The sequence below is a fragment of the Shewanella sp. POL2 genome (assembly GCF_000282755.1).
Taxonomy (GTDB): Bacteria; Pseudomonadota; Gammaproteobacteria; order Enterobacterales; family Shewanellaceae; genus Shewanella; species Shewanella xiamenensis.
Genome location: NZ_AKZL01000067.1, coordinates 1 through 24,583 on the forward strand (window position 1 = coordinate 1; position 24,583 = coordinate 24,583).

General features: G+C 46.2%; 23 protein-coding genes and 1 pseudogene. 7 read left to right on the plus strand and 17 right to left on the minus strand.

Going from position 1 to position 24,583, the window contains the following annotated elements; genetic code table 11:
• Positions 1-98: 98 nt before the first annotated feature.
• The 5 genes from nadA to astE form a co-directional block, all read right to left on the minus strand.
• Complete coding sequence (gene nadA / locus SHEWPOL2_RS16045; RefSeq protein WP_037418516.1) at positions 99-1,172, minus strand: quinolinate synthase NadA; 1,074 nt, start codon at positions 1,170-1,172, stop codon at positions 99-101.
• A 144-nt stretch (positions 1,173-1,316) separates the two neighbouring features.
• On the minus strand, positions 1,317-2,912 hold the full coding sequence (locus SHEWPOL2_RS16050) for a dihydrolipoyllysine-residue acetyltransferase (protein ID WP_037429766.1): 1,596 nt from the start codon (positions 2,910-2,912) through the stop codon (positions 1,317-1,319).
• A 9-nt stretch (positions 2,913-2,921) separates the two neighbouring features.
• A complete protein-coding gene (locus SHEWPOL2_RS16055) occupies positions 2,922-3,899 on the minus strand; it encodes an alpha-ketoacid dehydrogenase subunit beta (RefSeq protein ID WP_037418512.1) in 978 nt (325 codons plus the stop codon).
• A 3-nt stretch (positions 3,900-3,902) separates the two neighbouring features.
• A complete protein-coding gene (locus SHEWPOL2_RS16060) occupies positions 3,903-5,081 on the minus strand; it encodes a thiamine pyrophosphate-dependent dehydrogenase E1 component subunit alpha (protein ID WP_037418510.1) in 1,179 nt (392 codons plus the stop codon).
• A 162-nt stretch (positions 5,082-5,243) separates the two neighbouring features.
• The gene (gene astE, locus SHEWPOL2_RS16065) at positions 5,244-6,278 is read right to left on the minus strand and encodes a succinylglutamate desuccinylase (protein ID WP_037429768.1); all 1,035 of its coding nucleotides are present in this window, start codon (positions 6,276-6,278) and stop codon (positions 5,244-5,246) included.
• Positions 6,279-6,556: 278 nt separating this feature from the next.
• Between astE and msrA the strand changes: the two genes are divergently transcribed.
• Entirely contained in the window at positions 6,557-7,036 is a 480-nt protein-coding gene (gene msrA / locus SHEWPOL2_RS16070; protein ID WP_037418505.1) for a peptide-methionine (S)-S-oxide reductase MsrA, read from the plus strand.
• A gap of 121 nt (positions 7,037-7,157) precedes the next feature.
• Here the strand turns inward: msrA and pgm are convergent, their stop codons facing one another.
• On the minus strand, positions 7,158-8,810 hold the full coding sequence (gene pgm / locus SHEWPOL2_RS16075) for a phosphoglucomutase (alpha-D-glucose-1,6-bisphosphate-dependent) (RefSeq protein WP_037429770.1): 1,653 nt from the start codon (positions 8,808-8,810) through the stop codon (positions 7,158-7,160).
• Positions 8,811-8,879: 69 nt separating this feature from the next.
• Positions 8,880-9,431, minus strand: coding sequence for a replication initiation negative regulator SeqA (seqA, locus tag SHEWPOL2_RS16080; protein WP_037418499.1), 552 nt, complete (start codon positions 9,429-9,431; stop codon positions 8,880-8,882).
• Between the two features lie 294 nt (positions 9,432-9,725).
• Between seqA and SHEWPOL2_RS16085 the strand changes: the two genes are divergently transcribed.
• The 6 genes from SHEWPOL2_RS16085 (at position 9,726) to efp (ending at position 13,574) form a co-directional block, all read left to right on the plus strand.
• Positions 9,726-10,502: an alpha/beta fold hydrolase gene (locus SHEWPOL2_RS16085; protein ID WP_037429771.1), complete on the plus strand. Its 777-nt coding sequence runs from the start codon at positions 9,726-9,728 to the stop codon at positions 10,500-10,502.
• Between the two features lie 101 nt (positions 10,503-10,603).
• Positions 10,604-10,825: a DUF2788 domain-containing protein gene (locus SHEWPOL2_RS16090; protein WP_007648263.1), complete on the plus strand. Its 222-nt coding sequence runs from the start codon at positions 10,604-10,606 to the stop codon at positions 10,823-10,825.
• Positions 10,826-10,836: 11 nt separating this feature from the next.
• A complete protein-coding gene (ybfE, locus tag SHEWPOL2_RS16095; RefSeq protein WP_011072323.1) occupies positions 10,837-11,109 on the plus strand; it encodes a LexA regulated protein in 273 nt (90 codons plus the stop codon).
• Positions 11,110-11,164: 55 nt separating this feature from the next.
• Entirely contained in the window at positions 11,165-11,692 is a 528-nt protein-coding gene (fldA, locus tag SHEWPOL2_RS16100) for a flavodoxin FldA (protein WP_023265275.1), read from the plus strand.
• 92 nt (positions 11,693-11,784) lie between these two features.
• The gene (gene earP, locus SHEWPOL2_RS16105) at positions 11,785-12,969 is read left to right on the plus strand and encodes an elongation factor P maturation arginine rhamnosyltransferase EarP (protein WP_037429772.1); all 1,185 of its coding nucleotides are present in this window, start codon (positions 11,785-11,787) and stop codon (positions 12,967-12,969) included.
• 44 nt (positions 12,970-13,013) lie between these two features.
• A complete protein-coding gene (gene efp / locus SHEWPOL2_RS16110; RefSeq protein ID WP_037418480.1) occupies positions 13,014-13,574 on the plus strand; it encodes an elongation factor P in 561 nt (186 codons plus the stop codon).
• Positions 13,575-13,617: 43 nt separating this feature from the next.
• On the opposite strand, the gene SHEWPOL2_RS16115 is transcribed toward efp, so the two are convergent.
• The 10 genes and pseudogenes from SHEWPOL2_RS16115 to SHEWPOL2_RS16160 form a co-directional block, all read right to left on the minus strand.
• The gene (locus tag SHEWPOL2_RS16115) at positions 13,618-14,685 is read right to left on the minus strand and encodes a chemotaxis response regulator protein-glutamate methylesterase (RefSeq protein WP_037429774.1); all 1,068 of its coding nucleotides are present in this window, start codon (positions 14,683-14,685) and stop codon (positions 13,618-13,620) included.
• Positions 14,686-14,704: 19 nt separating this feature from the next.
• Positions 14,705-15,313 carry a chemotaxis protein CheD gene (locus tag SHEWPOL2_RS16120; RefSeq protein ID WP_037429775.1) on the minus strand — a complete coding sequence of 203 codons (609 nt, stop codon included), beginning with the start codon at positions 15,311-15,313 and terminating at the stop codon, positions 14,705-14,707.
• Between the two features lies 1 nt (position 15,314).
• The gene (locus SHEWPOL2_RS16125; protein WP_037429776.1) at positions 15,315-16,142 is read right to left on the minus strand and encodes a protein-glutamate O-methyltransferase CheR; all 828 of its coding nucleotides are present in this window, start codon (positions 16,140-16,142) and stop codon (positions 15,315-15,317) included.
• Positions 16,139-16,675, minus strand: coding sequence for a chemotaxis protein CheW (locus SHEWPOL2_RS16130; RefSeq protein WP_037429777.1), 537 nt, complete (start codon positions 16,673-16,675; stop codon positions 16,139-16,141). Before SHEWPOL2_RS16130 ends, SHEWPOL2_RS16125 begins: the two co-directional genes overlap by 4 nt.
• 12 nt (positions 16,676-16,687) lie before the next feature.
• Positions 16,688-18,628 carry a methyl-accepting chemotaxis protein gene (locus tag SHEWPOL2_RS16135; protein WP_037429778.1) on the minus strand — a complete coding sequence of 647 codons (1,941 nt, stop codon included), beginning with the start codon at positions 18,626-18,628 and terminating at the stop codon, positions 16,688-16,690.
• A gap of 25 nt (positions 18,629-18,653) precedes the next feature.
• Positions 18,654-20,828, minus strand: a complete 2,175-nt coding sequence (locus SHEWPOL2_RS16140; protein ID WP_037429779.1) for a chemotaxis protein CheA — start codon at positions 20,826-20,828, stop codon at positions 18,654-18,656.
• A complete protein-coding gene (locus SHEWPOL2_RS16145) occupies positions 20,825-21,145 on the minus strand; it encodes an STAS domain-containing protein (RefSeq protein ID WP_037418461.1) in 321 nt (106 codons plus the stop codon). The genes SHEWPOL2_RS16140 and SHEWPOL2_RS16145 overlap by 4 nt, the downstream gene beginning before the upstream one ends.
• A 12-nt stretch (positions 21,146-21,157) precedes the next feature.
• Complete coding sequence (locus tag SHEWPOL2_RS16150) at positions 21,158-21,523, minus strand: response regulator (protein WP_037429781.1); 366 nt, start codon at positions 21,521-21,523, stop codon at positions 21,158-21,160.
• A gap of 32 nt (positions 21,524-21,555) precedes the next feature.
• Complete coding sequence (locus SHEWPOL2_RS23350) at positions 21,556-22,731, minus strand: methyl-accepting chemotaxis protein (RefSeq protein ID WP_050991390.1); 1,176 nt, start codon at positions 22,729-22,731, stop codon at positions 21,556-21,558.
• A 302-nt stretch (positions 22,732-23,033) separates the two neighbouring features.
• Positions 23,034-24,583 (minus strand): annotated as a pseudogene (locus SHEWPOL2_RS16160) (Tn3-like element TnAs3 family transposase); the annotation flags it as partial.

Consider the following 24,583-nt stretch of genomic DNA (forward strand, 5'->3'; position numbering starts at 1 on the left):
GGGCTTTTTGTTATTTGCCGTGTGGCAACTGCAATAAAAAAAATATCCCCACAATGCGGGGATATTAATGTTGAAACTCGATGTGCGACTAAAAGCGCTTAGGCATTACCCTTCACTTTCATATTGAGCGTTTTAGCGAAATCGAGCATACGGGTCAGCGGGATTAACGCTTTCACTCGCAAGTCTTCATCAACAAAGATCTCATGGGTGGTTTTGTCGCTATCACTTAATGACGCTTCAATGGCTTTTAAGCCATTCATTGCCATCCAAGGACAGTGGGCACAGCTCTTACAGGTCGCACCATTACCGCCAGTCGGCGCTTCGATTAAGGTTTTACCCGGCGCTGCTTGTTGCATTTTGTAAAAAATACCGCGATCGGTCGCGACAATAAAACGCTCGTTAGGCATGGTTTGCGCAGCTTTGATCAACTGACTGGTGGAGCCGACAGCATCCGCCATCGCCACCACACTCGCGGGTGATTCTGGGTGTACCAAAATTGCTGCGTCGGGATAAACGCTTTTCAGATCACGCAGGGCATTCGCTTTAAACTCATCGTGAACGATACAGTCGCCCTGCCACATCAGCATCTCGGCGCCCGTTTGTTTAGCAATATAGCTGCCTAAGTGGCGGTCTGGGCCCCAAATGATTTTTTTGCCTTCGCTGTCTAAGTGCTCAACAATTTCAAGGGCAATACTCGAGGTCACCACCCAATCGGCACGGGCTTTTACCGCCGCAGACGTGTTGGCGTAAACAACCACGGTATGATCTGGGTGTGCATCACAGAAGGCGCTGAATTTATCGATGGGGCAACCTAAGTCTAATGAACAGGTCGCCTCCAAGGTTGGCATCAGAATGGTTTTTTCTGGGCTTAAGATTTTGGCAGTTTCACCCATAAACTTCACCCCAGCGACGATTAACGTCTTTGCGGGATGATCGCGGCCAAAGCGCGCCATTTCAAGTGAGTCTGAAACACACCCACCAGTTTCTTCAGCCAGAGCTTGAATTTCAGGGTCGGTATAATAATGGGCAACCAATACCGCATCCTTTTCAATCAGCAGCTGCTTGATACGTGCCTTGTAGTCCGCCTTTTCGGCATCGGACAGAGGAATTGGCTTAGGCGGAAACGGATAATCAATAGTTTCGATTGTTGGGGCAAATGGGCTGGGGCTCATAACAAATCCATCAGGATAACAACGTTCGCGAATTATACGTAATTGGGATCAAAAGATTAACCCATTTATGGCCTGCGAATAAAAAAGGACGCTAAATTGCGTCCTTTTTTGCCGGATTGGCTGTAAGTATTGGCTGACAGCCGACTAACGCATGGCTAATAGCATATCCTGCGGTTGCTCAAGGTATTGTTTCCAAAGGTTACAGAAACGAGCAATGGTGCCGCCATCGATAACGCGGTGATCGCCAGACCAACTCACTTGCATGATCTGGCGCGCTTCGACTTCACCTTTCGCATTAAAGCGCGGCAAGGTTTGCAACTTACCAAGCGCAACAATCGCCACCTCTGGCTTATTGATAATTGGTGTTGCGACTGTGCCACCCAATGCACCAATATTCGAAATCGAAATCGTGCCTTCTTTAAGATCCGCTGGTGCCACACGGCCGCTACGCGCAGCAGTGGTTAAGCGGGTGATCTCGGCAGCCACCTCAAGAATACTCTTATCTTGCACATCCTTCACATTGGGCACTAACAATCCCACTTTCGAATCTACTGCCATACCAATGTTATGACGCGCCTTGTAGGTGATTTCCGTACAATCAGCATTCACTTGGCTGTTAAGCACAGGGAACTGCGTTAAGGCTAATGACATGGCCTTCATAAAGAATGGCATCATGGTCAGCTTAACTTCGTCGGAGGAATACTTGGCCTTCATGCTTTCACGCAGTGCGACTAAGTCTGTCAAATCAAACTCTTCGCAATAGGTGAAGTGTGGAATGGTTGATACCGATTCGACCATCATTTTGGCCATCACGGCTTTCACGCCACGGATAGGCTCCACAATGTCACCCCGTGCAGAACTTGCCACGACGTTAGAGACGGTTGATTGAGTCACACCTGATTGAGTCGGTGCTACAGCCACTGGCGCAACGGCAGACACAGCGCCGCCCTGCGCTTGGAAGCGAGTAATGTCTTCCTTATATACTCGGCCATGTTTGCCACTACCAGGTACGCGACTTAAATCGATATCTAAGGCACGTGCCATACGGCGAACGGCTGGGCTGGCTAAGGCTTTACCTTGGCGTGCAGGCTCCGAGGACACCGCCGCGCAAGCGGCTGGTGCAGCGGTATTCACAGCAGCGCTTGCTTCCTGTGCATGGCTGACAGGCGCACTAACGCTACCTTCAACCTCAATCGCAAATAGTGGTGCATGTACCTTAGCTAACTGGCCCTTACGGTAGTGCAATTTGACAATTTTGCCCGCTTTGATGGCGGGGATTTGCACTAAGGCTTTATCAGTCATCACATCGGCGATGGGTTGGTCTTCAACCACTGTATCGCCTTCTTGGACTAGCCATTCGACCAGTTCACACTCAACAATGCCTTCGCCAATATCGGGCAGCAGGAACTCTTCGACGCTGGTACCCGCCACGCAGGCTTGGCTTACGGATGTTTGAGTCGCTGTGTGTACTTCAGGTTGAGACGCAGGCGCAGCTTCGTCAGACTCAACCTGCACGGCATACAGCGGTGCATGCACCTTAGCAATATCGCCTTTGGCGTAATACAACTTAGTCACGACTCCTGCAAAAGGCGCCGGAATTTGCACTAAGGCTTTGTCGGTCATCACATCGGCGATGGGTTGATCTTCCACAATCGTGTCGCCCTCTTGCACCAACCACTCGACGAGTTCGCATTCGACAACGCCTTCACCAATGTCCGGCAAAATAAAATCTTTAATCATACCGGACTCCTAGAAGTTCACTGATGCCTTAATGGCTTCAAAAGTTTTGAGCGCATCGGGCATATATTCTTTTTCGTGGACCAGTGGATATGGGGTATCTAGACCACATACACGGCTGATAGGTGATTCTAAATACAGGAAACATTCCTGCTGAATGGTGGCCGCAATTTCACCCGCAAAACCACCCGTTAATGGCGCTTCGTGGTTGATCAGTAAGCGGCCTGTCTTCTTCACAGAATCAGCAACGGTATCTACATCCCAAGGCGCGAGTGTACGCAGGTCGATAATTTCGCAGGAAATCCCCTCTTTTGCCGCCATGTCGGCCGCTTTTTCGATGATTTCCATCTGTGCGCCCCAGGCCACTAACGTGATATCTTTCCCTTCACGCACCACTTCGGCTTTACCCAGCTCGATTTCATAATCGCCCGCAGGGACTTCCCCCACAGAAGCTCGGTATAAACGCTTAGGCTCGAAGAACACCACCGGGTTTTTATCGCGAATAGAGGCTAATAATAAACCTTTGGCTTGAGCAGGATTACGCGGCACAACCACTTTTAAGCCTGGGGTTTGGGTAAAATAGGCTTCTGGCGATTGTGAATGATAGTGACCACCTGCAATACCACCACCATAGGGTGTACGGAACACCAGGCTTCCCACATTAAACTCATTACCGCTGCGGTAACGGAATTTAGCCGACTCGTTTACGATCTGGTCAAACGCCGGAAAGATGTAATCAGCAAACTGGATTTCCGCTACGGCAGTCATACCATTAGAGGCTAACCCGTTGGCAAAACCCGCAATACCTTGCTCAGTCAGTGGCGTGTTAAAGCAGCGGCTGCGACCAAACTTTTCCTGCAAACCAGAAGTTGCGCGAAACACGCCGCCAAAGTGGCCAACGTCTTCACCAAACACCACCATGCGCTCATCAGCTTGCATGGCGATTGACAAGGCCTCATTGACGGCCTGTAACATATTCATTTCTGCCACGGCTTATAGCCTCCCTGCACTTTTGGGATAGGATTGCGGATATTTTTTGATGTGTTCTTTAAGATCGCTCAGTTGCTTTTTAAGCGCTGGCGTTGGCTTGTCGTACACGTCTTCAATAATCTCATCCAGCATAGGGATAGGTAATTTTTCCGCGACTTTAACGGCGGCTAACACTTCTTCACGGTACTTTTCGTAACGCTGGGCATCATCGGCCTCGGCTAACCAGCCTTTATTAATCAGCCACAACTTAAAGCGTTTGACTGGATCGTGTTGTTGCCATTTCGCCTCTTCTTCTTTTGAGCGATAGCCTGAAGGATCGTCAGAAGATGAGTGGGCGCCCAGACGATAAGTCATTGCTTCAATCAACACGGGGGCATTATGTTCAATCGCATAGGCGCGCGCTTGTTGAGTTGCAGCCAAAACAGCCAACATATCATTGCCATCGACGCGAATGGTGTGCATACCGTAACCCACACCGCGGCTGGCAATACCGTTACCGGCAAATTGCTCTTCGGTTGGGGTAGAAATGGCATAACCATTGTTACGGCAGAAGAAAATCACGGGGCATTTTAACACCGCCGCCATATTCAATCCGGCATGAAAATCGCCTTCAGATGCAGCGCCTTCACCGAAATAACAGACAGCAACATTACGTTTGCCCTGCATTTTCAGGCTATAACCGACACCTGTCGCTTGCGGGATTTGAGTGGCCAATGGCGATGAGATGGTTTGGTAGTTTAACGCCGCGCAGCCGTAGTGGATTGGCATTTGGCGACCTTTACCTAAGTCCTTCTCATTGCTGAACATTTGGTTCATAAACTGTTCAGTGGTAAAGCCGCGATAACGTAGCGCTGCATGTTCACGGTATTGCGCGAGGATCACATCTTCTTGATCAAGTGCGGCCACGCTACCGACGATCGCGGCTTCTTCACCGGTGCAGGTCATATAGAAGCTGATCCGTCCCTGACGCTGTGCGCCAAGCATACGTTCATCGAGTACCCGCGTGAATACGCAAGTATCGTAAATTTTGGTGGCTAAGGCTTCATCTATTACAGGCAAAACCGCGGTTTCATAGGTAGTGCCGTCTGCTTGTAGAATTCGAAGGATAGGAATGTGAAGCGATGCCTTATCCAAGAAGCCGACACGGTGCACTGTATCAGTGTTGAGTGTTGCTTTGCTCATATTGTGCTCTTGTTATCTCGTTACGCAGCAGAAGAACCACTGCGCCTAATTTATACGAATATGCCGGATGAACATTACGTTAACGTAAACTACCTATCAACCGTTGGCACAGTTCAAACGACAACTAATCCCCTGTGGGCATGTATATAATGCTTTACAAAACTAGCGAACATCTGGCGCGACTGAAGGGATCAGGCAAATCACAGTGCGATTGCCGATGGGCACCTTGGCATTGGGGAAGACAATCGCTTCAAATTCCTGTTCGACTTTAATTTCCTGTCCACCCTCTCGGGCCAATACAAAGCCTTTAGGGAAAGCTCTGAAGTTTTCGACATCGGTCGCGAAGGTAAATTCAAAATCATCAAAATGTTTGTTAATCACCCGACACACTTGATACAGATTCACCTTATCCGCTGAGAATGGCTCAAGCGCTAAGGGTTTGTCTGTGATAAGGCGCATAAACATCTCTTGGGCGGCAATAAAACGCGTCATATCGTTTTGGCCCATGGGATACACCTTACCTAATTCTATGGTAAAGGCATCGGCGCCATACTGCTCGGAGGAAAAATAGCTAAAGGTGGTTGTCGGCTCATGGTGAAATAACACAGTATCGACGCCACTGGCCGCTAAAAACATGATTTGCTCGGCGCTGTAAGCACGGCCGGGACGATAGGGATAAATCGCAAACTTTTCGTGTTTTGACGCCCGCATCGCCGTGTGTAAATCGTAGTGAATTCGCTGGCGCCCTGAGGCTGCGCCCTTAAAGAAGCGGTCAACATAGGCTTCTAATTTTTTCGCCCGCACCCGCTCAGGATTCACTAATCCCGGTGGATTTGAATGCTCGCCACTAAACAGACGATTCATGTTCTCGTCGATAATGCGAGTGCCGTTATTAATCGCTAAAGGGTTACCAATAAGAAAGAGCGTGCGTTGTTTGGCGATGATTTTTTGTTGGAGAAGCTGTTTGATTAAGGTATTGCAGAGTTCGATGGGGGCGGTTTCATTGCCGTGGACACCGCAGGAGAGAATGACATCCTTACCTTGGGCTTGTGCAGGCTCAAAAACGATGACGCCCGTGTCCCACACCTCGACTCGAGTATGTTCCCCTAAGGCGAAACTAAACTCCTCTCCGAGGGTTTCAGGATTAGCGAGGGTCAGCGCGAGAAAATCCTTCGAATCTAACAGAGCTTGTAACACAGAATTCTCCTTATAATAGCGTGTTAAAGACGGGAGTGATGGCAATAACTGCCTGTTTCATGGCACTTATCGCTACCCGCCTTAAAAAGCGCATCCATACTAACACAAGTTTTTGGGCCGTTACTCTGTCATTCTGGTCAAACAAGCGCATTTCGCGGCAAAACAACAGCATCTTAGCCGCATTTGGTCGACATAGGATTAATTTTGTCGACACACTTGCTTTTAGGCATGAGTTTTATCACAATCCTTAGCCATCTAGACTTCTATCAGGATTTATCATGGCGTTAGCAACTTTCGGTGCCGGCTGTTTTTGGGGCGTGGAGTATTTCTTTAGACAAGTCAACGGCGTGACCAACGCGACCTGCGGCTATATGGGTGGCAATAACGAAGCGACCACCTATGAGGAAGTCAAAAAAGGTAAGACAGGCCATGCTGAAGTCGTGCAAGTAGAATTTGACCCTGCGATTGTCAGCTACGACGAGTTACTGGATGTGTTTTGGAAAAACCACAACCCGACCACGCTCAATATGCAGGGCGGCGATATTGGTACTCAATACCGCAGTACCATTTTCTTCCATGATCGTGAGCAAAAAGCGGCGGCAGAAGCCTCAAAACTGGCCTTTGCCCGTTCAGGTCGTTGGGGATTGCGTCATATCGTCACTGAGATTGTGCCGTTACAGCAATTCCATGTGGCAGAGGAATATCATCAAAACTATATCGATAAGAATAACTTACCGAGTTGCCATATCGAGTACTAGGCTTAGCGATTCAGCTCAAACCTGAATAATTTGATCTTACAATCGCTGCAAATAAAAACGCACTCATAGGATTTCAATGAGTGCGTTTTTTTATCGGTAAAAAGAATGCGTAAACGCTAAATCAGGCGCTGAGGGCCTTATCGATCAGGGCTTGTGCGTCCTTAATGATATCGGCAAGATGTTGCTCACTGATAAAGCTCTCACCGTAAATCTTGAATAACGCCTCAGTGCCCGATGGCCGCGCAGCAAACCAACCATTGGCCGTGGTCACTTTAATGCCACCAATTGAAGCATTATTGCCAGGTGCATGGGTCAATACAGCCTCAATGTTCTCACCCGCCAGCGTAGTGGCGTTTAAGGTCTCGGCATTAAGCTTGGCAAATTTGGCTTTGTTCTCAAGGCTAATTGGGCTGTCGATACGCTTGTAGAAGCTTTGACCAAATTGCGCCACTAATTCTTGATGGCGTTGCCCCGGCGTTTTACCTGTGACCGCAAGCATTTCGGCTGCGAGCAGCACTAAAATAAAACCGTCCTTGTCAGTACACCAAGTCGTGCCATCACGGCGCAGGAACGCGGCGCCCGCACTCTCCTCACCGCCAAAGGCAATGGTTGCCTCAGCTAATCCATCGACAAACCACTTAAAGCCAACGGGGACTTCGAGTAATTTTTTGCCATGGAAGGCACAGATTTTATCGATAAGCGCGCTCGATACCAATGTCTTACCAATGGCTAAGCTATCGCTCCACTCTGGTCTGTGGGTTAGCAGATAATCAATCGCTACTGCTAAATAGTGGTTGGGGTCCATCAGCCCGGTGCCCGGACACACGATGCCGTGTCTATCGTAGTCAGGATCGTTACCCACACATAAATCGAAGGATTCTTTATGGGCCAGTAAACCTGCCATCGCATAGGGAGAAGAGCAATCCATGCGGATCTTGCCGTCCTTATCCAATGACATAAAGCTGAAGCTTGGATCGACCTTATCGTTAACTAAAGTGATATCAATGCCATAGTGCTTGGCAATCGGTGCCCAATAATGAATACCGGAGCCGCCTAATGGATCGACACCCAGCTTAAGTTTAGCCTTAGCGATAGCATGCATATCGACCACATTGACTAAATCCGCGACATATGGGGAGATCAAATCGATGGCATGCACATAACCCGAAGCCAATGCATCTGCATAAGCGAGCTTATTAACGCCCTTGAGCGCTGCGCGCAGGTAATCATTTGCGCGGGACTCAATCCACGCAGTGATATTACCTTCAGCAGGGCCACCATGGGGTGGATTGTATTTAATCCCACCATCCTGCGGTGGATTGTGGGATGGCGTAATAATCAAACCATCGCTTAACGCGGCACCACTTAGTGCCGCCTCGCGATTTGCACAAATAATCGCATGTGACACCACAGGCGTTGGCGTAAAACCATCATGTTGCTGGATATGCACAGTCACCTTATTGGCCGCTAACACTTCAATCGCCGACACGTAAGCCGCATAAGATAAAGCGTGGGTATCGATACCTAAAAACAGCGGGCCTTCGATATTCACCGATTGGCGATAATCGACAACGGCTTGGGTAATCGCCCAAATATGGTCTTGGTTAAAGCTCCCTTGAAATGCAGTTCCGCGATGGCCTGAGGTCCCGAATGTCACACGCTGCTCGGCAGCATCCACATTGGGTTTGATGCTGTAATAATGGCTCATCAGCTTTGGAATATTCACCAGATCCGTCTGACTCGCGGTTTGTCCTGCCCGTTGATGTATTGCCACCTGATCCTCTCCTACTGGAAAATCGGTTATTAAATGGAAACGCCGCATCATTGCGGCGTCGATAAGTCGTTATACGCGTTCGGCAATGCCGTTGGCGATTTGGGCATCACAGCCCAATTGCACCAAGGCCTCGGCTAAAATTGTCCGTTTTTTTGCAGTATTGTTGTTGGTCGTTACCCAAAATCCGGTATTACCGATTTCCTTCGGATTTGCGGTGGCGCTAGCCTTGAGTAACTCCTCACGAGAGCGCGCAAAGTAGAGACGATCGCGCCCTTGGATCTGTAAAATTTGCGAAAACTGGGCTTTGTTAAGTTGATACAAGCTCTCGAGCAAAAATAAGAAGCGGCCCACCGCGCCTTTTTGTTGTTCTAACTTATGTTCATCAACCAATTGATTAAAATCGATGACAGACTCGAAGCTTTCTACTTGCGGAACGCTCTGTGGCTCAGGCGTTACCACCTCTAAACTCGGTTGGCTGATAGACTGTGGCTGTGACTGTTCAACCGCATCGACGGACAGGCCGAGTAATCGACGGAGAATATCAGAGGCACTCTCACCAATACGTTCCGTTTTGCTGGCAATATGACGATAGAGCTCTTCATCCACTTCGATGTATTTCATAACCTTATTATCCTTTGTTATTCGATAGGCTTACCGAAAAAGTGCACCACAGGCGATCCTAGCAAAGGATCTGTGCGATCGTTGCCTCAGTGTATCTATCTCTATCAATCTGATAAAGCATCATTAATCTAAAAATGCGTGAAATCGCACATCAAATTAGCACAACGATGTTAATCGCTGAAAAAGCCAGCAAGTTGAAGGTTCTTAATTTCAAAACCGCCACAAGACTTGTCAAACTTAACGCATTGAAGGCACAATTCGCGCAACGTTAGGTACCATAGCACAGGCTATTCCATGAATTTTGTATCTTCTGGTCAAGGAGAAGCTGTCCTCCTTATCCATGGTCTCTTTGGCAATTTAGATAATCTTAAAGGCTTAGGTCAAGTTATCGAAACCCATCATCAAGTCATCCGCGTTGATGTACCTAATCACGGCTTAAGTGAACATTGGCAACAGATGGATTACCCAAGCTTAGCGAAAGCGATGGTGGATTTACTCGATGATCTCAAGCTTGAGCGCGTGCATATTATGGGACATTCCATGGGTGGGAAAATTGCCATGGCAACGGCCCTAGCCTATCCAGAACGCATCATCAGCATGGTTGCCGCTGATATTGCCCCAGTTGCTTATCAGCCACGCCATGATGCGGTATTTGCCGCACTCGAAAGTTTGCCACTTGAAGGCCACACCGATCGCCGTTTTGCCTTGGCCCATTTAACCCATAGCGGCATTGATGAAGCGACAGCCCAATTTCTTCTCAAAAATTTGCAACGGACTGAGACAGGATTTCGTTGGAAAATGAATTTAAGCGGCTTAAAAGCGTGTTATCCCAATATAATTGGTTGGCATAATCTTGTAGAAGAAAAGCGCCAAACTTACCACGGCCCCAGCCTCTTTATCCGCGGAGGAGACTCAAACTATGTCACTGGTGAACATAGAAATGCCATCATGACGCAATTCCCATTGGCGCAAGCAAAAACCCTTGAAGGGTGTGGCCATTGGTTACATGCGCAAAAACCTACCATTTTTAACCGGATTGTGTCTGAATTTATTGACAAACACACGGTGTAAATGACAACGATTCTCGACCTAAATCATATAGCCGACACCTTGTTGATGTGATATATTCGCGCCTCTTTTAGCCTTAGAACACTCTAGAGGACTAAGAAAGTATGTTATCTCAGTACATGGAACAAATTGAGACCATCGGCTTGAACCTGTTTTTTGCCGCGATATTTTTCTTTATCGGCATGGCCATCCACGATGTGCTAAAACAAGGTAACGTACCGAAATTCGGTCGATTTATTGTTTGGTTAGTGTTATTTCTCGGCTGCGCCGGGTTTATTGCAAAAGGTATTATCCAGATGTCTTGGGAAGGTTCAGGCATCGGTTAAACAATAAGAACATGGCAAAAGAAGCAACAGATAGAACGACCATTGACCTTTTTGCCAATGAAAAGCGACGGGGACGCCCACGTAGCAATCCTTTGTCCCGTAGCCAGCAACTTAAGGTCAATAAGCGCAACCAGATCCAGCGGGATAAAGCCAAAGGATTAAAGCGAATAGAGTTAAAGGTGTCACAAGATTTATATGACGCCTTGAATGAGCGGGCATTGGCCAGTAACATCAGCCGAAGCCAGTTAATCGAATTAATTCTTCAGCAAAAAATAGAATGCTGAGCAATCAATAGCAGCAAGATTAACGTATAAGTGAACTAGACATAAAGGATAGACAATGGCAACTGTAGGTCTTTTTTTCGGTAGCGACACAGGCAACACCGAAGCTGTCGCCAAGATGATCCAGAAGAAACTGGGTAAAAAAATGGTTGAGGTGAAAGATATCGCCAAAAGTACCAAAGAACAGATCGCAGAATACGACCTGCTGCTGTTCGGTATCCCAACCTGGTATTATGGTGAAGCACAGTGTGACTGGGATGACTTTTTTCCTGAGTTAGAACAGATTGATTTTACAGACAAACTGGTTGCTATTTTCGGTTGTGGTGATCAAGAAGACTACGCGGAATATTTCCTCGATGCCATGGGCATGATTGGCGATATCGTTCAAGCCCGTGGTGGTATTATCATTGGACATTGGCCTACTGCAGGTTACAACTTCGAAGCTTCTAAAGGCTTAGTGGATGACGATCACTTCATCGGTTTAGGGATTGACGAAGACCGTCAACCAGAACTGACCGAAGAGCGTGTTGATGCTTGGGTCAAACAAATCTACGAAGAAATGTGTTTAGCAGAACTCGAAGACTAACCCTGGTTTCATCGAGTGAGCTCAGTAAAAAAAGTGGCCCAATGCCGCTTTTTTTACATTTGTTCTCCACGTAAATGAAAGCGATATTTCCAATGGTAGCTCCCAAACATCCCCACTGGGATATCTTCTGTACTGTCGTCGATAACTACGGTGATATTGGCGTTACTTGGCGTTTAGCCAAACAGTTAGTCAATGAATATCAGATCCCAATTAAGCTTTGGGTCGATGACTTAAACAGTTTTTCGCATATTTTACCGACCCTTGACCCTAACCTCACTTGCCAGATTTTTCATGGCGTGACTATCCTTCATTGGACTACGCCCTTACCTTTGGTATATGAGCCAGGCGAAGTGTTAATTGAAGCCTTCGCCTGCGAACTACCCGATGTAGTGAAGCAACAACTGGCTGAACTGCATATTAAAACACCAAAATCTGTGCCTTTATGGCTTAATTTAGAGTATTTAAGCGCAGAAGATTGGGTCGATGGCTGCCATGGTTTACCCTCGATGCAGACAAGCGGCATTAGAAAGTACTTCTTTTTCCCGGGCTTTACACCTAAGACGGGTGGACTGATTTGTGAGCGAGAGCTATTTGCCGAGCGCGATGCATGGCAACAGGATAGCGCCAATAAGCTGCAATTATTTGACCGTCTTGGTCTTAAGGATATTGAAGCGCAAGATACTGTCTATAGTGTCTTTAGTTATGAAACCGAGTCGCTCCCAGCCTTATGTGAACTCTGGCAAGCCACAGCAAAACGCGATGCAAAAATTCACGCCCTTATCCCCAAAGGCCGCAGCTTAAACAGTTTGCAGCACATATTGCCCTGCCCTATAGAGGAATTAATACCTGGGCAGCAAATTAAACTGGGGGATTTAACCCTGCATATCTTGCCGATGACCGATCAACAGGGATTTGACCGCCTACTATGGAGCTGCGACGTTAATATTGTCCGCGGTGAAGATAGCTTCTTACGGGCCCAATGGGCGGCAAAACCTTTTATTTGGCATATTTATCCGCAAGAAGATGATTATCATCTAATAAAATTAGAAGCTTTTATTCGACTTTACTGCGATAATCTGCCCCCTGATATTGCTGACACTTGGTCTAAATTGAACGTTGCATTTAACCAAGGAGAGCAATCCGCCGTGAAAACTCACTGGCAAAACCTAAATCCAGTCTGTTTGCCACTCTTACAACATGCTAAAGAATGGCCAATTGACGCAATAAATGCTGCAGATCTTGCAACTCGGCTAGTCCAATTTGTGAAAAAAAGCTAAGATGCTGCGCTGATATAGAAAATCGACATATAGGAAATTGTGTAATGAAAACTGCTCATGAAATCCGTCCTGGTAACGTGATCATGTTTGAAGGCAGCCCATGGGTTGTACAGAAAACAGAAACAACTCGTTCTGGCCGTAACGCTGCCATCGTTAAGTTAAAGCTGAAAAACTTACTGCTTAACTCTGGTACTGAAACCACCTTTAAAGGTGAAGATAAGTTAGACGATATTATCCTAGATCGTCTGGATTGTACTTATTCTTACTTTGCTGATCCTATGTATGTATTCATGGATGCAGAATACAACCAATACGACGTAGAAGCTGAAAACTTAGGTGATGCAGCAGCTTACATCGTTGACGGTATGGAAGAAACTTGCCAAGTGACTTTCTACGAAGGCAAAGCAATTTCTGTAGAAATGCCAACCACTATCGTACGTGAAGTGATCTACACTGAGCCATCAGCTCGTGGCGATACTTCAGGTAAAGTAATGAAGCCAGCGACAATCACTGGTGGCGGCACTATCAGCGTGGCTGACTTTGTGAAAGTTGGCGACAAGATTGAAATCGATACCCGTACTGGCGAATTTAAAAAGCGCGTATAACCGCCTTTTTCGTCAGAGAAAGCCAGTGTCCGCACTGGCTTTTTTATTCTTTGGTAAACGCAATAATTTCCTCAGCAATATTGCTTAAAGCAACCTGCCGACTGACTGCGCCGAGCTTAACAGCCTCTTTTGGCATACCATAAACCACACAACTGGCTTCATCCTGTGCTAATGTTGTGGCTCCAGCATGATGCATATCTAGCAAACCCCGAGCACCATCGTCCCCCATACCAGTCATAATTATGCCTAGGGCATTTTTACCCGCAGCATTAGCGACTGAACGAAACAACACATCAACCGAGGGGCGATGCCGACTGACCAACGGTCCGTCCTTAAGCTGAACACGATATTGAGCACCACTACGTTGTAGCAGCATGTGCTTGCCGCCGTTAGCAATGAGCACAAGACCCGGCATCACTCTATCGTTATCTTCGGCTTCTTTTACTTCCATTTCACATAAACTATTTAACCTACTAGCAAAGGCCGCCGTAAAATGCTCTGGCATATGTTGGACAACAACAATACCGGCACTTGTACGTGGCAATGCCGTTAACACGCACTCAAGTGCATGGGTTCCACCCGTTGAAGTTCCGAGTGCAACAACCCGATCCGTGGTTTGGTGTAGCGCATGGTTTGTTGATGTTAACACTACATCGGCGTTATGTTTCGCGGCGACAGGCATTTTTGTAGGGGTATTAATACGCAATTTTGATACTGATGCTTTAGCTGCAGCACGCACGGACTGGAGTAAACGGGCTTGTGATTCCTCCAAAAATCCCTTCAATCCTAATTTAGGTTTAGTAATGATATCAACCGCTCCCGCGGCAAGTGCAGCAATAGTCACTGAAGCACCTTGCTCAGTGAGTGTTGAGCAAATCACGACAGGGGTTGGCCTTTCAGCCATCACTTTTTTTAAGAAAGTAATGCCATCCATTCTTGGCATTTCAATATCAAGAATAATGACATCGGGCCATTGCTGTTCAAATAATTTAAGCGCAAACAACGGATCCCGAGCACAGCCTAATAAAGTAATATCAGGCTGGTTAGATAACATGCTGCTGAGCACTTGTCTGACAACTGCTGAGTCATCGACTATGGCGACATTAATCACAAGGCCCCCTTAAGTCTTGTTAATCCGACCAAATCACCACCGAGTTATTAGAGGCACGCATATCTTCACTCGCTTGATTAAAATATCGGTATTCTTCATCCTGAAGTGATGCAATTTCTTCATATTTATTCTCGATTAAACTGCGATACACCGAATAATCCGACGGATCGAAATAAATTATTCGACCAGAATGGCCGCCAAGATCTTCACTAATAACAGGGATTCGTTCACGTTGTAGAAACTGTCTAACAAAATCAATATTCATCCCGCCAATATCATAGTGATTAAGGATATTGTCAGCACACAAAGATAAAACATTCGCGCCTCCAAATATTTTACTCTGCAAATTTTGCCGCTGTGCTCCTAACTTTAGCATGGCATTGATTAAGATCTCCATGGCATGAACACCATAGTAACCTGCGCGAGAATCAAGAAAATGTGTAAGCTTGCGCCGATCAGCAGCCAATAAAAAGTGATTCATACCAATGACCTGAGCCTTGGGATCAAATAAACATACTGCCACACATGAGCCCAACAATGTCTTTATGACTTCGTTTTTCGCCGTCACATAATGCTCACCAGGGCCAATCATGATTATTGTTCTTTGATTTAAGGCTGTCTTTTCCACATCAAATCCTTTGATAGATAGAAGGTTTAATCTGCTTTAACCCATGTTTTACGTGCATCAAGGATTCGGTATGTGAAATAAACAAATAACCACCGACTTTCAACTGCTTTATTACATGGTTTATGACCCTTTGCTTAGACTCAGCATCAAAATAAATCATTACATTACGAATAAAAATTAAGTCGCACATTCCGACACTTTCACAGGATTGAGTCAGATTCATCGCAAAAAAGCTAACTTTACTCTTTAAGCTTTGGTCAATTAAAAATGTACCGTTTTGCTTACCCACCCCCTTTAAGCAATACTTCTGTAATCTCTCAAAGCCGATGGCGTCATTACGTTCAAGGGGATAATGTGCCATTTCAGCCTTCGCTAGCACCCGCTGGCTAATATCAGACCCCTGCACTTGCCAGTGACCATCAATCCCTAAATGATCCGCCAACAGCATGGCTAAGCTGTAAGCCTCCTCTCCAGATGAACAAGCTGCTGACCATACCTGCCAGCTTTTTTTTTGTGGATGTGTTTTTATTAGGTGTTTAACAAATTCAAAATGCTCTATTTCACGAAAAAAGAACGTTTCATTGGTCGTCAAAGCATCTATAAAATGATGATATTCAATATGTTCAGAGTGTTTTTTGACGAACTCAAAGTAATCTCCATAGTTTTCATAACCGGTTTCTTTTAGGCGTCGACATAATCGACTAGCCACCAATGATTTTTTAATGTCGCTCAAGAATATACCGGCCTCCTCATACAAAAATTGCCGGATATGTTCAAATTCCCTTTGCGTTAAGGCGGTATGTTCAAGCTGCAACGGTGAGGACTTCATAGTGCTTCATCAGTGGCATCAGCTGCATGAAAATTGAGTTGGCTAATTGCACTAATGTCGGCCACCGACAGCACATAATTGATATCAAGTAATATCATAAAATGTTCGCCAACTCGCCCCATTGCGCGAATAAAGTCAACTCTGAGATCGGCACCAAAATCCGGTGGCGGCTGTGTATGTTCATCATCAATTTCAAGAATTTCATTCACTTCATCCACTAACATCCCAATGGTTTGCTGCTCATCCTCGTGACTGACTTCAACCAACACAATACAACTTTTTTTTGAGATGACCGTTGTTAGACGCCCTAGCCTTTTGGACAAATCAATAACAGGGACGACCTTACCTCGTAAATTAATAATACCGCACAAAAATTCTGGCATCATAGGCACCCGCGTAATGCCTTCAATTTCAATGATCTCTTTTACATCCAAAATACCAATTGCAAAGGTATCATTCCCTGACTGAAAGGTAAGATATTGGGTAATATCTCCCACTGAATTGGCCTTCATCTCATTCACTAATTGATTCATGATAGGCCCCTATCAGAATCGTTCGAAATCGGTACGTTCAACATGTTGCTTAGCTTTGGCTGTCTTACGCCCAGAAGCCGCCATTACTGTTGATTTACCTTGATGAGATCTTTCACTACTGATGGCAAGTTTAAAAAACTCTACTGCGTCAAGTAGTTGATTAGCCTGACCGTTTAACTCCTCTGATGTCGCGGCTAACTCTTCTGACGCAGATGGATTCTGCTGTGTGGCTTTATCAAGCTGTAGCATAGAGTCATTAATCTGGCTGATCCCAATGGCTTGTTCCTCAGAGGAGGAACTAATTTCCTGAACCAAATCAGATGTTTTTTGGATATTAGGCACAATATTAGCGATCAAACGGCCGGCATTTTCAGCAATACCAACACTTTCGCTGGCTAGTTTATTAATTTCTTGTGCCGTTAAGCTGCTGTTTTCAGCTAATTTTCTAACCTCGGAGGCAACAACTGTAAAGCCTTTACCATGTTCACCAGCACGGGCCGCCTCAATGGCCGCATTGAGACTTAATAGATTAGTTTTATATGCAATGTCTTCTATTAGGCTAATTTTCGCCGCAATCTGTTTCATTGCGGCAACGGTTTGTTCTACCGCTATTCCACCTTGTCGTGCTTCTTCAGCGGCTACCGTTGCCATATTATTGGTAACCCTTGCATTTTCGGAGTTCTGCTGGACAGACGCATTTAACTCTTCAACGGCACTGGTCGTCTCTTCGACACTAGCAGCCTGCTCTGTTGCTCCTTGGCTTAGACTTTGAGCGGTACTACTGACCTGTGAAGAAGCACTAGACAAATTATCTGCACCACTTCGAACCTGAGCAATCACAGAAGTAAGGCTATCAATCATATCAATCATCGCCTTATAAACCCCCGTCGCATTTTCACGCTGTTTTAGCTCTACAGTTAAGTCTCCGTTAGCGATTGCGCGCGCAATCGTTTCCATATCACGAGGTTCTCCACCCAACGGTTTTTTAATTAACTTCACTAAAAACCATGCCAAGAAAATACCGATCAAAATGGCGGCAATAGATACACTAATAACAGTGGTAAGGGTCTGCTCATTCTGGGCTTTAACAATAGGACCAAGGGTATCTTGCCTTTTTTGGATGGTTAATTTGATATCTTCAGTTTGGCGCGCAACATCAGCACCGATACGGTCGAGTTGATTTTGCACAATATCGTTTCTTTCGCTAATAGTGCTATAAACTGACTTTAACGAAGACGCATAATTGTCAATGCTGCTGGTAAATTGTAATAATTTTGATTGTGCATCTAGATCTGTTGCCACAGTTTTTAAGGCAGAAAGACGCTCTCCCTTAGCTAAATCAATAGCCATCAGCGCCTGCTGTAAATCCGCATCTAAATTTGTTTCAAGGAATTTAGATGCCGCTAAACGAGCAGTCAATACCGATTCGAGCACAGAACCTGCTCGATAAGCAACATCAATCTGACCTTTATTATAGGATTGATGCATAGTGTCAGAAATCAGTTTTACAACTTCAGTTCCTTTTGGAACCAACACGTTGGTAACTTCATCATTGCGAGATTTAATCAATTTGACTACAGATTCAAAGTAACTATTGTAATCAACAATATCTTTGCGAATATCTGAAAGTTGTTGACTCAATTCAGGCTCGTTAATCTCCGTCATCGCTTTTTGAATGATGTCATTAAGAATAACATTACGTTCATTGAATACTTTATAAGCCGATTCATTCTTCTGAAAGATATAATCATAGGCCTGTATTTGAATTGTAAGCATATTAGCTTGGATGCGACCAGCCATATTAGAGTCGCGCGCCAACGAGCGGTAATCATTAAAACCGTTAATGGCTTTCGTTAGTCCAAAATAGGCGGCTAATGAAATCACGATCAATAGTAATAACACCAATGCATAACCACCAGAAATCTGCATGCTGAGCGTCAGTTTTTTAAACATAGTCAATATTCCTTTTCAACATAGGCTATTCATCAATCAGTGCTACATGATGATATTTTTTGGCGCTAATACTTGCTTCAGTAATTAAACCCTGTACGTCAAGGATCAAGGCAATATCTCCCGTTCCTAAAATAGTGGCACCGCTTAATCCCTTGAGATGTTGAAACATTTTCCCTAAGGGCTTAATCACTGTTTGCTGTTCACCAAATAATTTATCGACAACTATCCCTGCTTTAGTTCGACCAAAACGAACAACAACAAGGCTTTCACGGGTATGGTTTTGATTTAAATTCGGTATATTAAAAAAACTTTTAAGTCGTATAAAAGGCATCAGTTCCCCACGCAAACTGATGTAATTCTTCTGTTGCTCATGCCATTCGCCCCGATTGAGCTCGACACATTCTTCTACCATATTCAGCGGTATCACATAGTTTTCGTTGGCAGCACCAACCATAAAACCATCAATAATGGCAAGAGTTAATGGTAATGTGATCGTCACTTTTGTACCTTTACCCAGCTCGCTATCGAGTTCAACTGAGCCGCGTAACGCTTCAATATTGCGTTTAACAACGTCCATACCAACACCTCTTCCTGACAGATTACTTGCTTTATCTTTAGTACTGAGGCCTGGTTCAAAGGCTAATTTCAAAATTTCAGAATGGCTAAGCATCTGGTTTACATCAATTAACCCCAATGCTTCAGCCTTTCTTCGAATGCGCTCAGGGTCAAGTCCAGCACCATCGTCAGTGACTTCAATAACGATATGTCCAGAATCATGGTAGGCATTTAACATCAGATGTCCCTCAGCGGATTTACCGGCCTTGAGACGAGCCTCTGGAAGTTCAATACCGTGATCTAGGGCATTGCGAACAAGGTGGGTTAAAGGGTCATTAATCTTTTCAACAACGATTTTATCGAGTTCAGACTCTCCCCCTTGGATGGTCAACTCAATTTGTTTACCTAGTTCATTGCTGACATCGCGTACCACTCGCCGGAAACGTGAAAAGGTTTCACCTATCTGCACCATACGTAGTTGTAAGGCATTTTCTCTAATTTCTTGGACCAGATGTTCTACCGATCCTACTAGGTCATTAGCATCGAGAAATTGGTAACGGTCGACCATCACCTTCATCGCAGCACTTGCCGTCACCAGCTCACCAACCAAATTAATTAACTGGCCAAGACGATTAGAATCGACGCGAATAGTTTGCGCCTGCTCTCGAGCTTGAATTTGTTTTTTAAGGGCTTGCTCAACCACAGGTTTATCGACAAGTAAGTTTGCAATTAGCACTTCGCCCAGTTTTTTAGTCGTGCAGTCTTCACTCTTACCAGACTGTAAATCGAGTGATTTAGAGAGTTCTCTTTCAGTGATGGCGCCGATCGATAGCAGAATTTCACCTAGTCGCTGATTTTCAGACGGATTCAGCTGTTCAATCAGAGCTTGAAATGATTCGGAGATTTTTTGTGAAGGTAGAATCTGTATATCGCAATCATCTTGGGCAAATTCAAATACCGATTCAATTTGTTCTTTCGTACAATCTCCAGCAAAAATAATACGATAGCGTAAAAAGCAACTTTCGAAGTCACATTCTTCGAATGGCGGCAACTTGTGGCTTAAACAAATAACTTCAAGCACTTGACCTAATTGATGCAAATAACGAATAAAGCTTAATGGATCTAATCCATTACGTAGTGCATCGGCTTTAAAATCCAGTGATATAAGCCAATGGCCCGTATCAAGATAATGTCCTTCTATCCGTTCAGGGGTAATCGCCTCTGCGGCGAGAGTCTGAGGGTAACAAGGTTCAAGGTTTTCATGTTGCGCTAATTCGGCCAAAATTGACTGACTTTGAATGCAGAGTGTATTCAACTCTGCCTCATCCTCCTCTACCGCAGCATTGACCAACGCCCATGTATGATCTTTACACTTAAGGAGTAGTGCTATAAGCGCACTATCTATTTTCAATTCATTTTTGCGCAGCCTATCAATTGACGTTTCAATGGGATGAGTAAAATCAACGATGGCACGATAATTAAAAATACCCGCTGCACCTTTTATCGTGTGCATTGCTCTAAAAAGTTGATTTATTAATTCTGTACTTTCTGCGTCGACCTCTAATGACAATAATGCATCTTCCATTTCTGTCAGTAGTTCTTCCGCTTCGGTCATAAATAACTTTTGAACGTCATTAGCGGTCATAGGCGAGTCTCCGAGGATATCACTATGGTATCGTCAAATGTGCCAGACAAACCCGAAAGTGCGAGGGCATCTATTACCGCTTTGCTGTGGTGACAAAATTCTACTCGATGTGCCTCATTCAATACTTTAAGCGCCAGAAGCCACTGAAGCCCTGCGGTATCGATCTCTGTCACTTGAGAAAGATCAACACTGATGTCTACACCCGGTTGCAAATGACCGACTAGTGCATCACGAAATTCCATAACACTATAGATAGTTAACTCTTCGGTTAAGTTAACCTTAATAGATAGATCTTTTAGCGCGATATTGATTGGCATACACAAATCCTTTTACGGTAAACAAAGTTTAGCTACCGCATCAAGCATTTGGGGTGGTTGAAAAGGCTTGACTACCCATGCCTTAGCTCCCGCCATGCGACCTTCTTCCATTTTATCCCGACCCGCCTCGGTGGTGAGCATAATGACTGGAGTGAATTTATAACGCGGATGTTTTTTAACTTCTTTTAAAAAGCTAATGCCATCCATATTTGGCATATTAACGTCACTGATAATAAGATTAATTTTATCGCCATTGAGTTTACTCAGTGCATCTTTACCATCACAGGCATCAATGACCTCATAACCTGCGCCCCTAAGCGCAATACTGACGACATGTCGGATAGAGGCAGAGTCATCAACTACGAGTATTCTTTTCATCTCAGTGGCCATCCTTGTTTTATAAACGTGAACTAAAAGAAGTTAATAGAACTTTTCTCTGCATGTTGATAATGGCTATCTTTTTTTGAACTATGGTGAATATGCTGTTCGGTCGCCACATACCTTTGCTTCATCATGGCAAGCAAGGAATCCACATCACCTTCAGGAATAGGTAAACCGGCTTCCCTCGCTTGCTGTTGAACACGGATTAGCTCTGTAAGCTCATCAATACTGGCGACAAGCTGTCTTAACATTTGGTCGCAGCGATCTTGAAATTGAAAATCCACTAATATTTGCTCAATTTCTCTTTTAACTTGCCGACCAAGCTCTAATGCTTGAATACCCTCATCTTTCATTTGCAAAGTACGATTTTCGAGGTGGTCAATTACACGGATGAGAATGGACTCGCCACCTTCTAGCGCTTGGCTTTCCTGTAAAGTTGCTGCATCGGTCAGCTGGTATAGCTCCGCCATACGTTGATTTAATTCAGTAATTTGCTGAGTGATCCGTTCACCTGTCTGCCCTGATTGAGCTGACAAGGTTCTGACTTCATCAGCCACTACGGCAAAGCCGCGACCCGATTCTCCGGCTCTAGCGGCTTCAATTGCCGCATTTAAGGCTAATAAATTGGTTTGTTGGGCAATTTTTCTAACTTCAGCTGCTAGTCCATCAAGTGCTTTGGTATCGTTAACTAATGCGGTTAACTGTTCTAAATGGTGCAGTTTGGCACTATTCATCTGGTTTAAGTCATTAAATAATGCTTTTAGCAGTGCTTTGTCGTCTTCTATACCTGGGGAGTGGAGTTGATCTGCGATCCCCGTTGAATTACTAGTGACTTTTTCGATTTCGCTGATAATTGAACTAAATCGCTCCGTCATATTGGCTACGCTTTGGTTCATTTGTTGGTCAACAGAGACGATATGTCCCTGCCAAACGGGTACTAAGCGGGAAATAATCGCCTCAAGTTTGGCGACTTGTTGGTCAACATGATGTCGTTTCTCTTTTTCATAGGCGAGTTGGCGAGATTGATAAAGATGAGTCGATTTGTGAATTTGTGCCCGAAGCACCCAAGCAAATCCAAAGTATGAGAGTAAAGATAAGCCTGCAAGCCACCAATGGGAGAGCCAAACGAGCCCGCAGAAGACTATAGCTCCAACAATAAAGGTCAAGGTGGTGGTAGAAAAAAGATTGCGCTCCATGCTTGTCATTTTTACTGTCTCTTTTATTTCTATTATGTTGTTACGGAAGAAACTTTTCCCTACAGATAAACGTAGTCGCTTTTTTCGTATTACGCCAAAACTCTGAGTACTTCTTGAACAAGATCACACAAAAGGCTGATTTAATTAAATAAGCCTCTAATTATCTCAATAAATTTAACATTAGGGATGAAATGACGTTCGGATTAAGTACATCGTAAGTAGTTGATGGCTATCGGTCTCTAAGTGGTATTATTTTTTAAACAGTTTTTAAGCTCAAAGGGGTCGTCTCAGAAAACGGAAAATAAAGCACGCTAAGCCGGTTGCAGAGGCCGTAGCGGCCTGAACTTCCCCGCGCCGATCTTGGCGCTGCTGCGCCATAGGTAATCACCGGTCAGGTTGATGTGCTCCCAGCCGAGTGGCGACAGGTACTGCAATAGCGAGTCATCGACGGCATGACCATTGCCGCGCAACGCATGCGCCGCACGCTCCAGGTAGACCGTGTTCCACAGCACGATGGCCGCCGTCACCAGGTTGAGGCCGCTGGCCCGGTAGCGCTGCTGCTCGAAACTGCGGTCACGGATTTCACCAAGGCGGTTGAAGAACACGGCACGGGCCAGCGCATTGCGCGCCTCGCCCTTGTTCAGCCCGGCATGCACGCGGCGGCGTAGCTCGACGCTTTGCAGCCAGTCGAGGATGAACAGCGTGCGCTCGATGCGGCCCAACTCGCGCAGCGCGACGGCCAAGCCGTTCTGGCGCGGGTAGCTGCCGAGTTTCCTGAGCATCAGCGAGGCCGTCACCGTGCCCTGCTTGATCGAGGTGGCCAGCCGCAGGATTTCGTCCCAATGGGCGCGGACGTGCTTGATGTTGAGCGTGCCGCCGATCATCGGCTTGAGCGCGTCATAGGCGGCATCGCCCTTCGGGATGTAGAGCTTGGTGTCGCCCTGGTCGCGGATGCGCGGCGCGAAGCGGAAGCCCAAGAGGTGCATCAGGGCGAAGACGTGATCGGTGAAGCCCGCCGTGTCGGTGTAGTGCTCCTCGATCCGCAGGTCGGATTCGTGGTACAGCAGGCCGTCGAGCACGTAGGTTGAGTCGCGCAGGCCGACATTGACCACCTTGGTGTGGAATGGCGCGTATTGGTCGGAGATGTGGGTGTAGAAAGTCCGTCCTGGGCTGCTGCCATATTTTGGGTTGATGTGCCCCGTGCTCTTTGCCTTGCTAGCGGTTCGGAAATTCTGTCCGTCCGATGATGATGTGGTGCCATCGCCCCAGTGCCCGGCAAAGGGATGCCGAAACTGAGCGTTGACCAGTTCAGCCAACGCTGTCGAGTACGTTTCGTCGCGGGTATGCCAGGCTTGCAGCCAAGCGAGCTTCGCGTAGGTCGTGCCGGGGCAGGACTCGGCCATCTTGGTCAGGCCCAGGTTGATCGCGTCGGCCAGGATCGTGGTCAACAACAGGTTCTTGTCCTTGGCCAGATCGCCCGATTTCAAGTGCGTGAAGTGCCGGGTGAAGCCCGTCCACTCATCGACTTCGAGCAGCAGTTCGGTGATCTTGACGTGCGGCAGGACCATGGCTGTCTGGTCTATCAGCGCCTGCGCGGTGTCGGGCACCGCCGCATCCAGCGGCGTGATCTTCAAGCCCGACTCGGTGATGATGGCATCCGGCAGGTCGTTGGCTGCCGCCATGCGGTTGACGGTGGCAAGTTGTGCTTCCAGCAGCGTCAGCCGCTCATGCAGATATTGTTCGCAGTCGGTGGCCACGGCCAGCGGCAATTCGCTGGACTGCTTGAGGCTGGTGAACTTCTCGGGCGGTACCAGGTAGTCCTCGAAGTCCTTGAACTGGGACCAGCGGGGGCATTTGAACG

What these genes read in the sequence shown, in the direction of transcription:
- nadA (WP_037418516.1), bottom strand. Translation starts at nt 1,172, where the DNA reads ATGAGCCCCAGCCCATTTGCCCCAACAATCGAAACTATTGATTATCCG.
- SHEWPOL2_RS16050 (WP_037429766.1), bottom strand. Translation starts at nt 2,912, where the DNA reads ATGATTAAAGATTTTATTTTGCCGGACATTGGTGAAGGCGTTGTCGAA.
- SHEWPOL2_RS16060 (WP_037418510.1), bottom strand. Translation starts at nt 5,081, where the DNA reads ATGAGCAAAGCAACACTCAACACTGATACAGTGCACCGTGTCGGCTTC.
- msrA (WP_037418505.1), top strand. Translation starts at nt 6,557, where the DNA reads ATGGCGTTAGCAACTTTCGGTGCCGGCTGTTTTTGGGGCGTGGAGTAT.
- seqA (WP_037418499.1), bottom strand. Translation starts at nt 9,431, where the DNA reads ATGAAATACATCGAAGTGGATGAAGAGCTCTATCGTCATATTGCCAGC.
- SHEWPOL2_RS16085 (WP_037429771.1), top strand. Translation starts at nt 9,726, where the DNA reads ATGAATTTTGTATCTTCTGGTCAAGGAGAAGCTGTCCTCCTTATCCAT.
- SHEWPOL2_RS16090 (WP_007648263.1), top strand. Translation starts at nt 10,604, where the DNA reads ATGTTATCTCAGTACATGGAACAAATTGAGACCATCGGCTTGAACCTG.
- ybfE (WP_011072323.1), top strand. Translation starts at nt 10,837, where the DNA reads ATGGCAAAAGAAGCAACAGATAGAACGACCATTGACCTTTTTGCCAAT.
- fldA (WP_023265275.1), top strand. Translation starts at nt 11,165, where the DNA reads ATGGCAACTGTAGGTCTTTTTTTCGGTAGCGACACAGGCAACACCGAA.
- earP (WP_037429772.1), top strand. Translation starts at nt 11,785, where the DNA reads ATGGTAGCTCCCAAACATCCCCACTGGGATATCTTCTGTACTGTCGTC.
- efp (WP_037418480.1), top strand. Translation starts at nt 13,014, where the DNA reads ATGAAAACTGCTCATGAAATCCGTCCTGGTAACGTGATCATGTTTGAA.
- SHEWPOL2_RS16125 (WP_037429776.1), bottom strand. Translation starts at nt 16,142, where the DNA reads ATGAAGTCCTCACCGTTGCAGCTTGAACATACCGCCTTAACGCAAAGG.
- SHEWPOL2_RS16130 (WP_037429777.1), bottom strand. Translation starts at nt 16,675, where the DNA reads ATGAATCAATTAGTGAATGAGATGAAGGCCAATTCAGTGGGAGATATT.
- SHEWPOL2_RS16135 (WP_037429778.1), bottom strand. Translation starts at nt 18,628, where the DNA reads ATGTTTAAAAAACTGACGCTCAGCATGCAGATTTCTGGTGGTTATGCA.
- SHEWPOL2_RS16140 (WP_037429779.1), bottom strand. Translation starts at nt 20,828, where the DNA reads ATGACCGCTAATGACGTTCAAAAGTTATTTATGACCGAAGCGGAAGAA.
- SHEWPOL2_RS16145 (WP_037418461.1), bottom strand. Translation starts at nt 21,145, where the DNA reads ATGCCAATCAATATCGCGCTAAAAGATCTATCTATTAAGGTTAACTTA.
- SHEWPOL2_RS16150 (WP_037429781.1), bottom strand. Translation starts at nt 21,523, where the DNA reads ATGAAAAGAATACTCGTAGTTGATGACTCTGCCTCTATCCGACATGTC.
- SHEWPOL2_RS23350 (WP_050991390.1), bottom strand. Translation starts at nt 22,731, where the DNA reads ATGACAAGCATGGAGCGCAATCTTTTTTCTACCACCACCTTGACCTTT.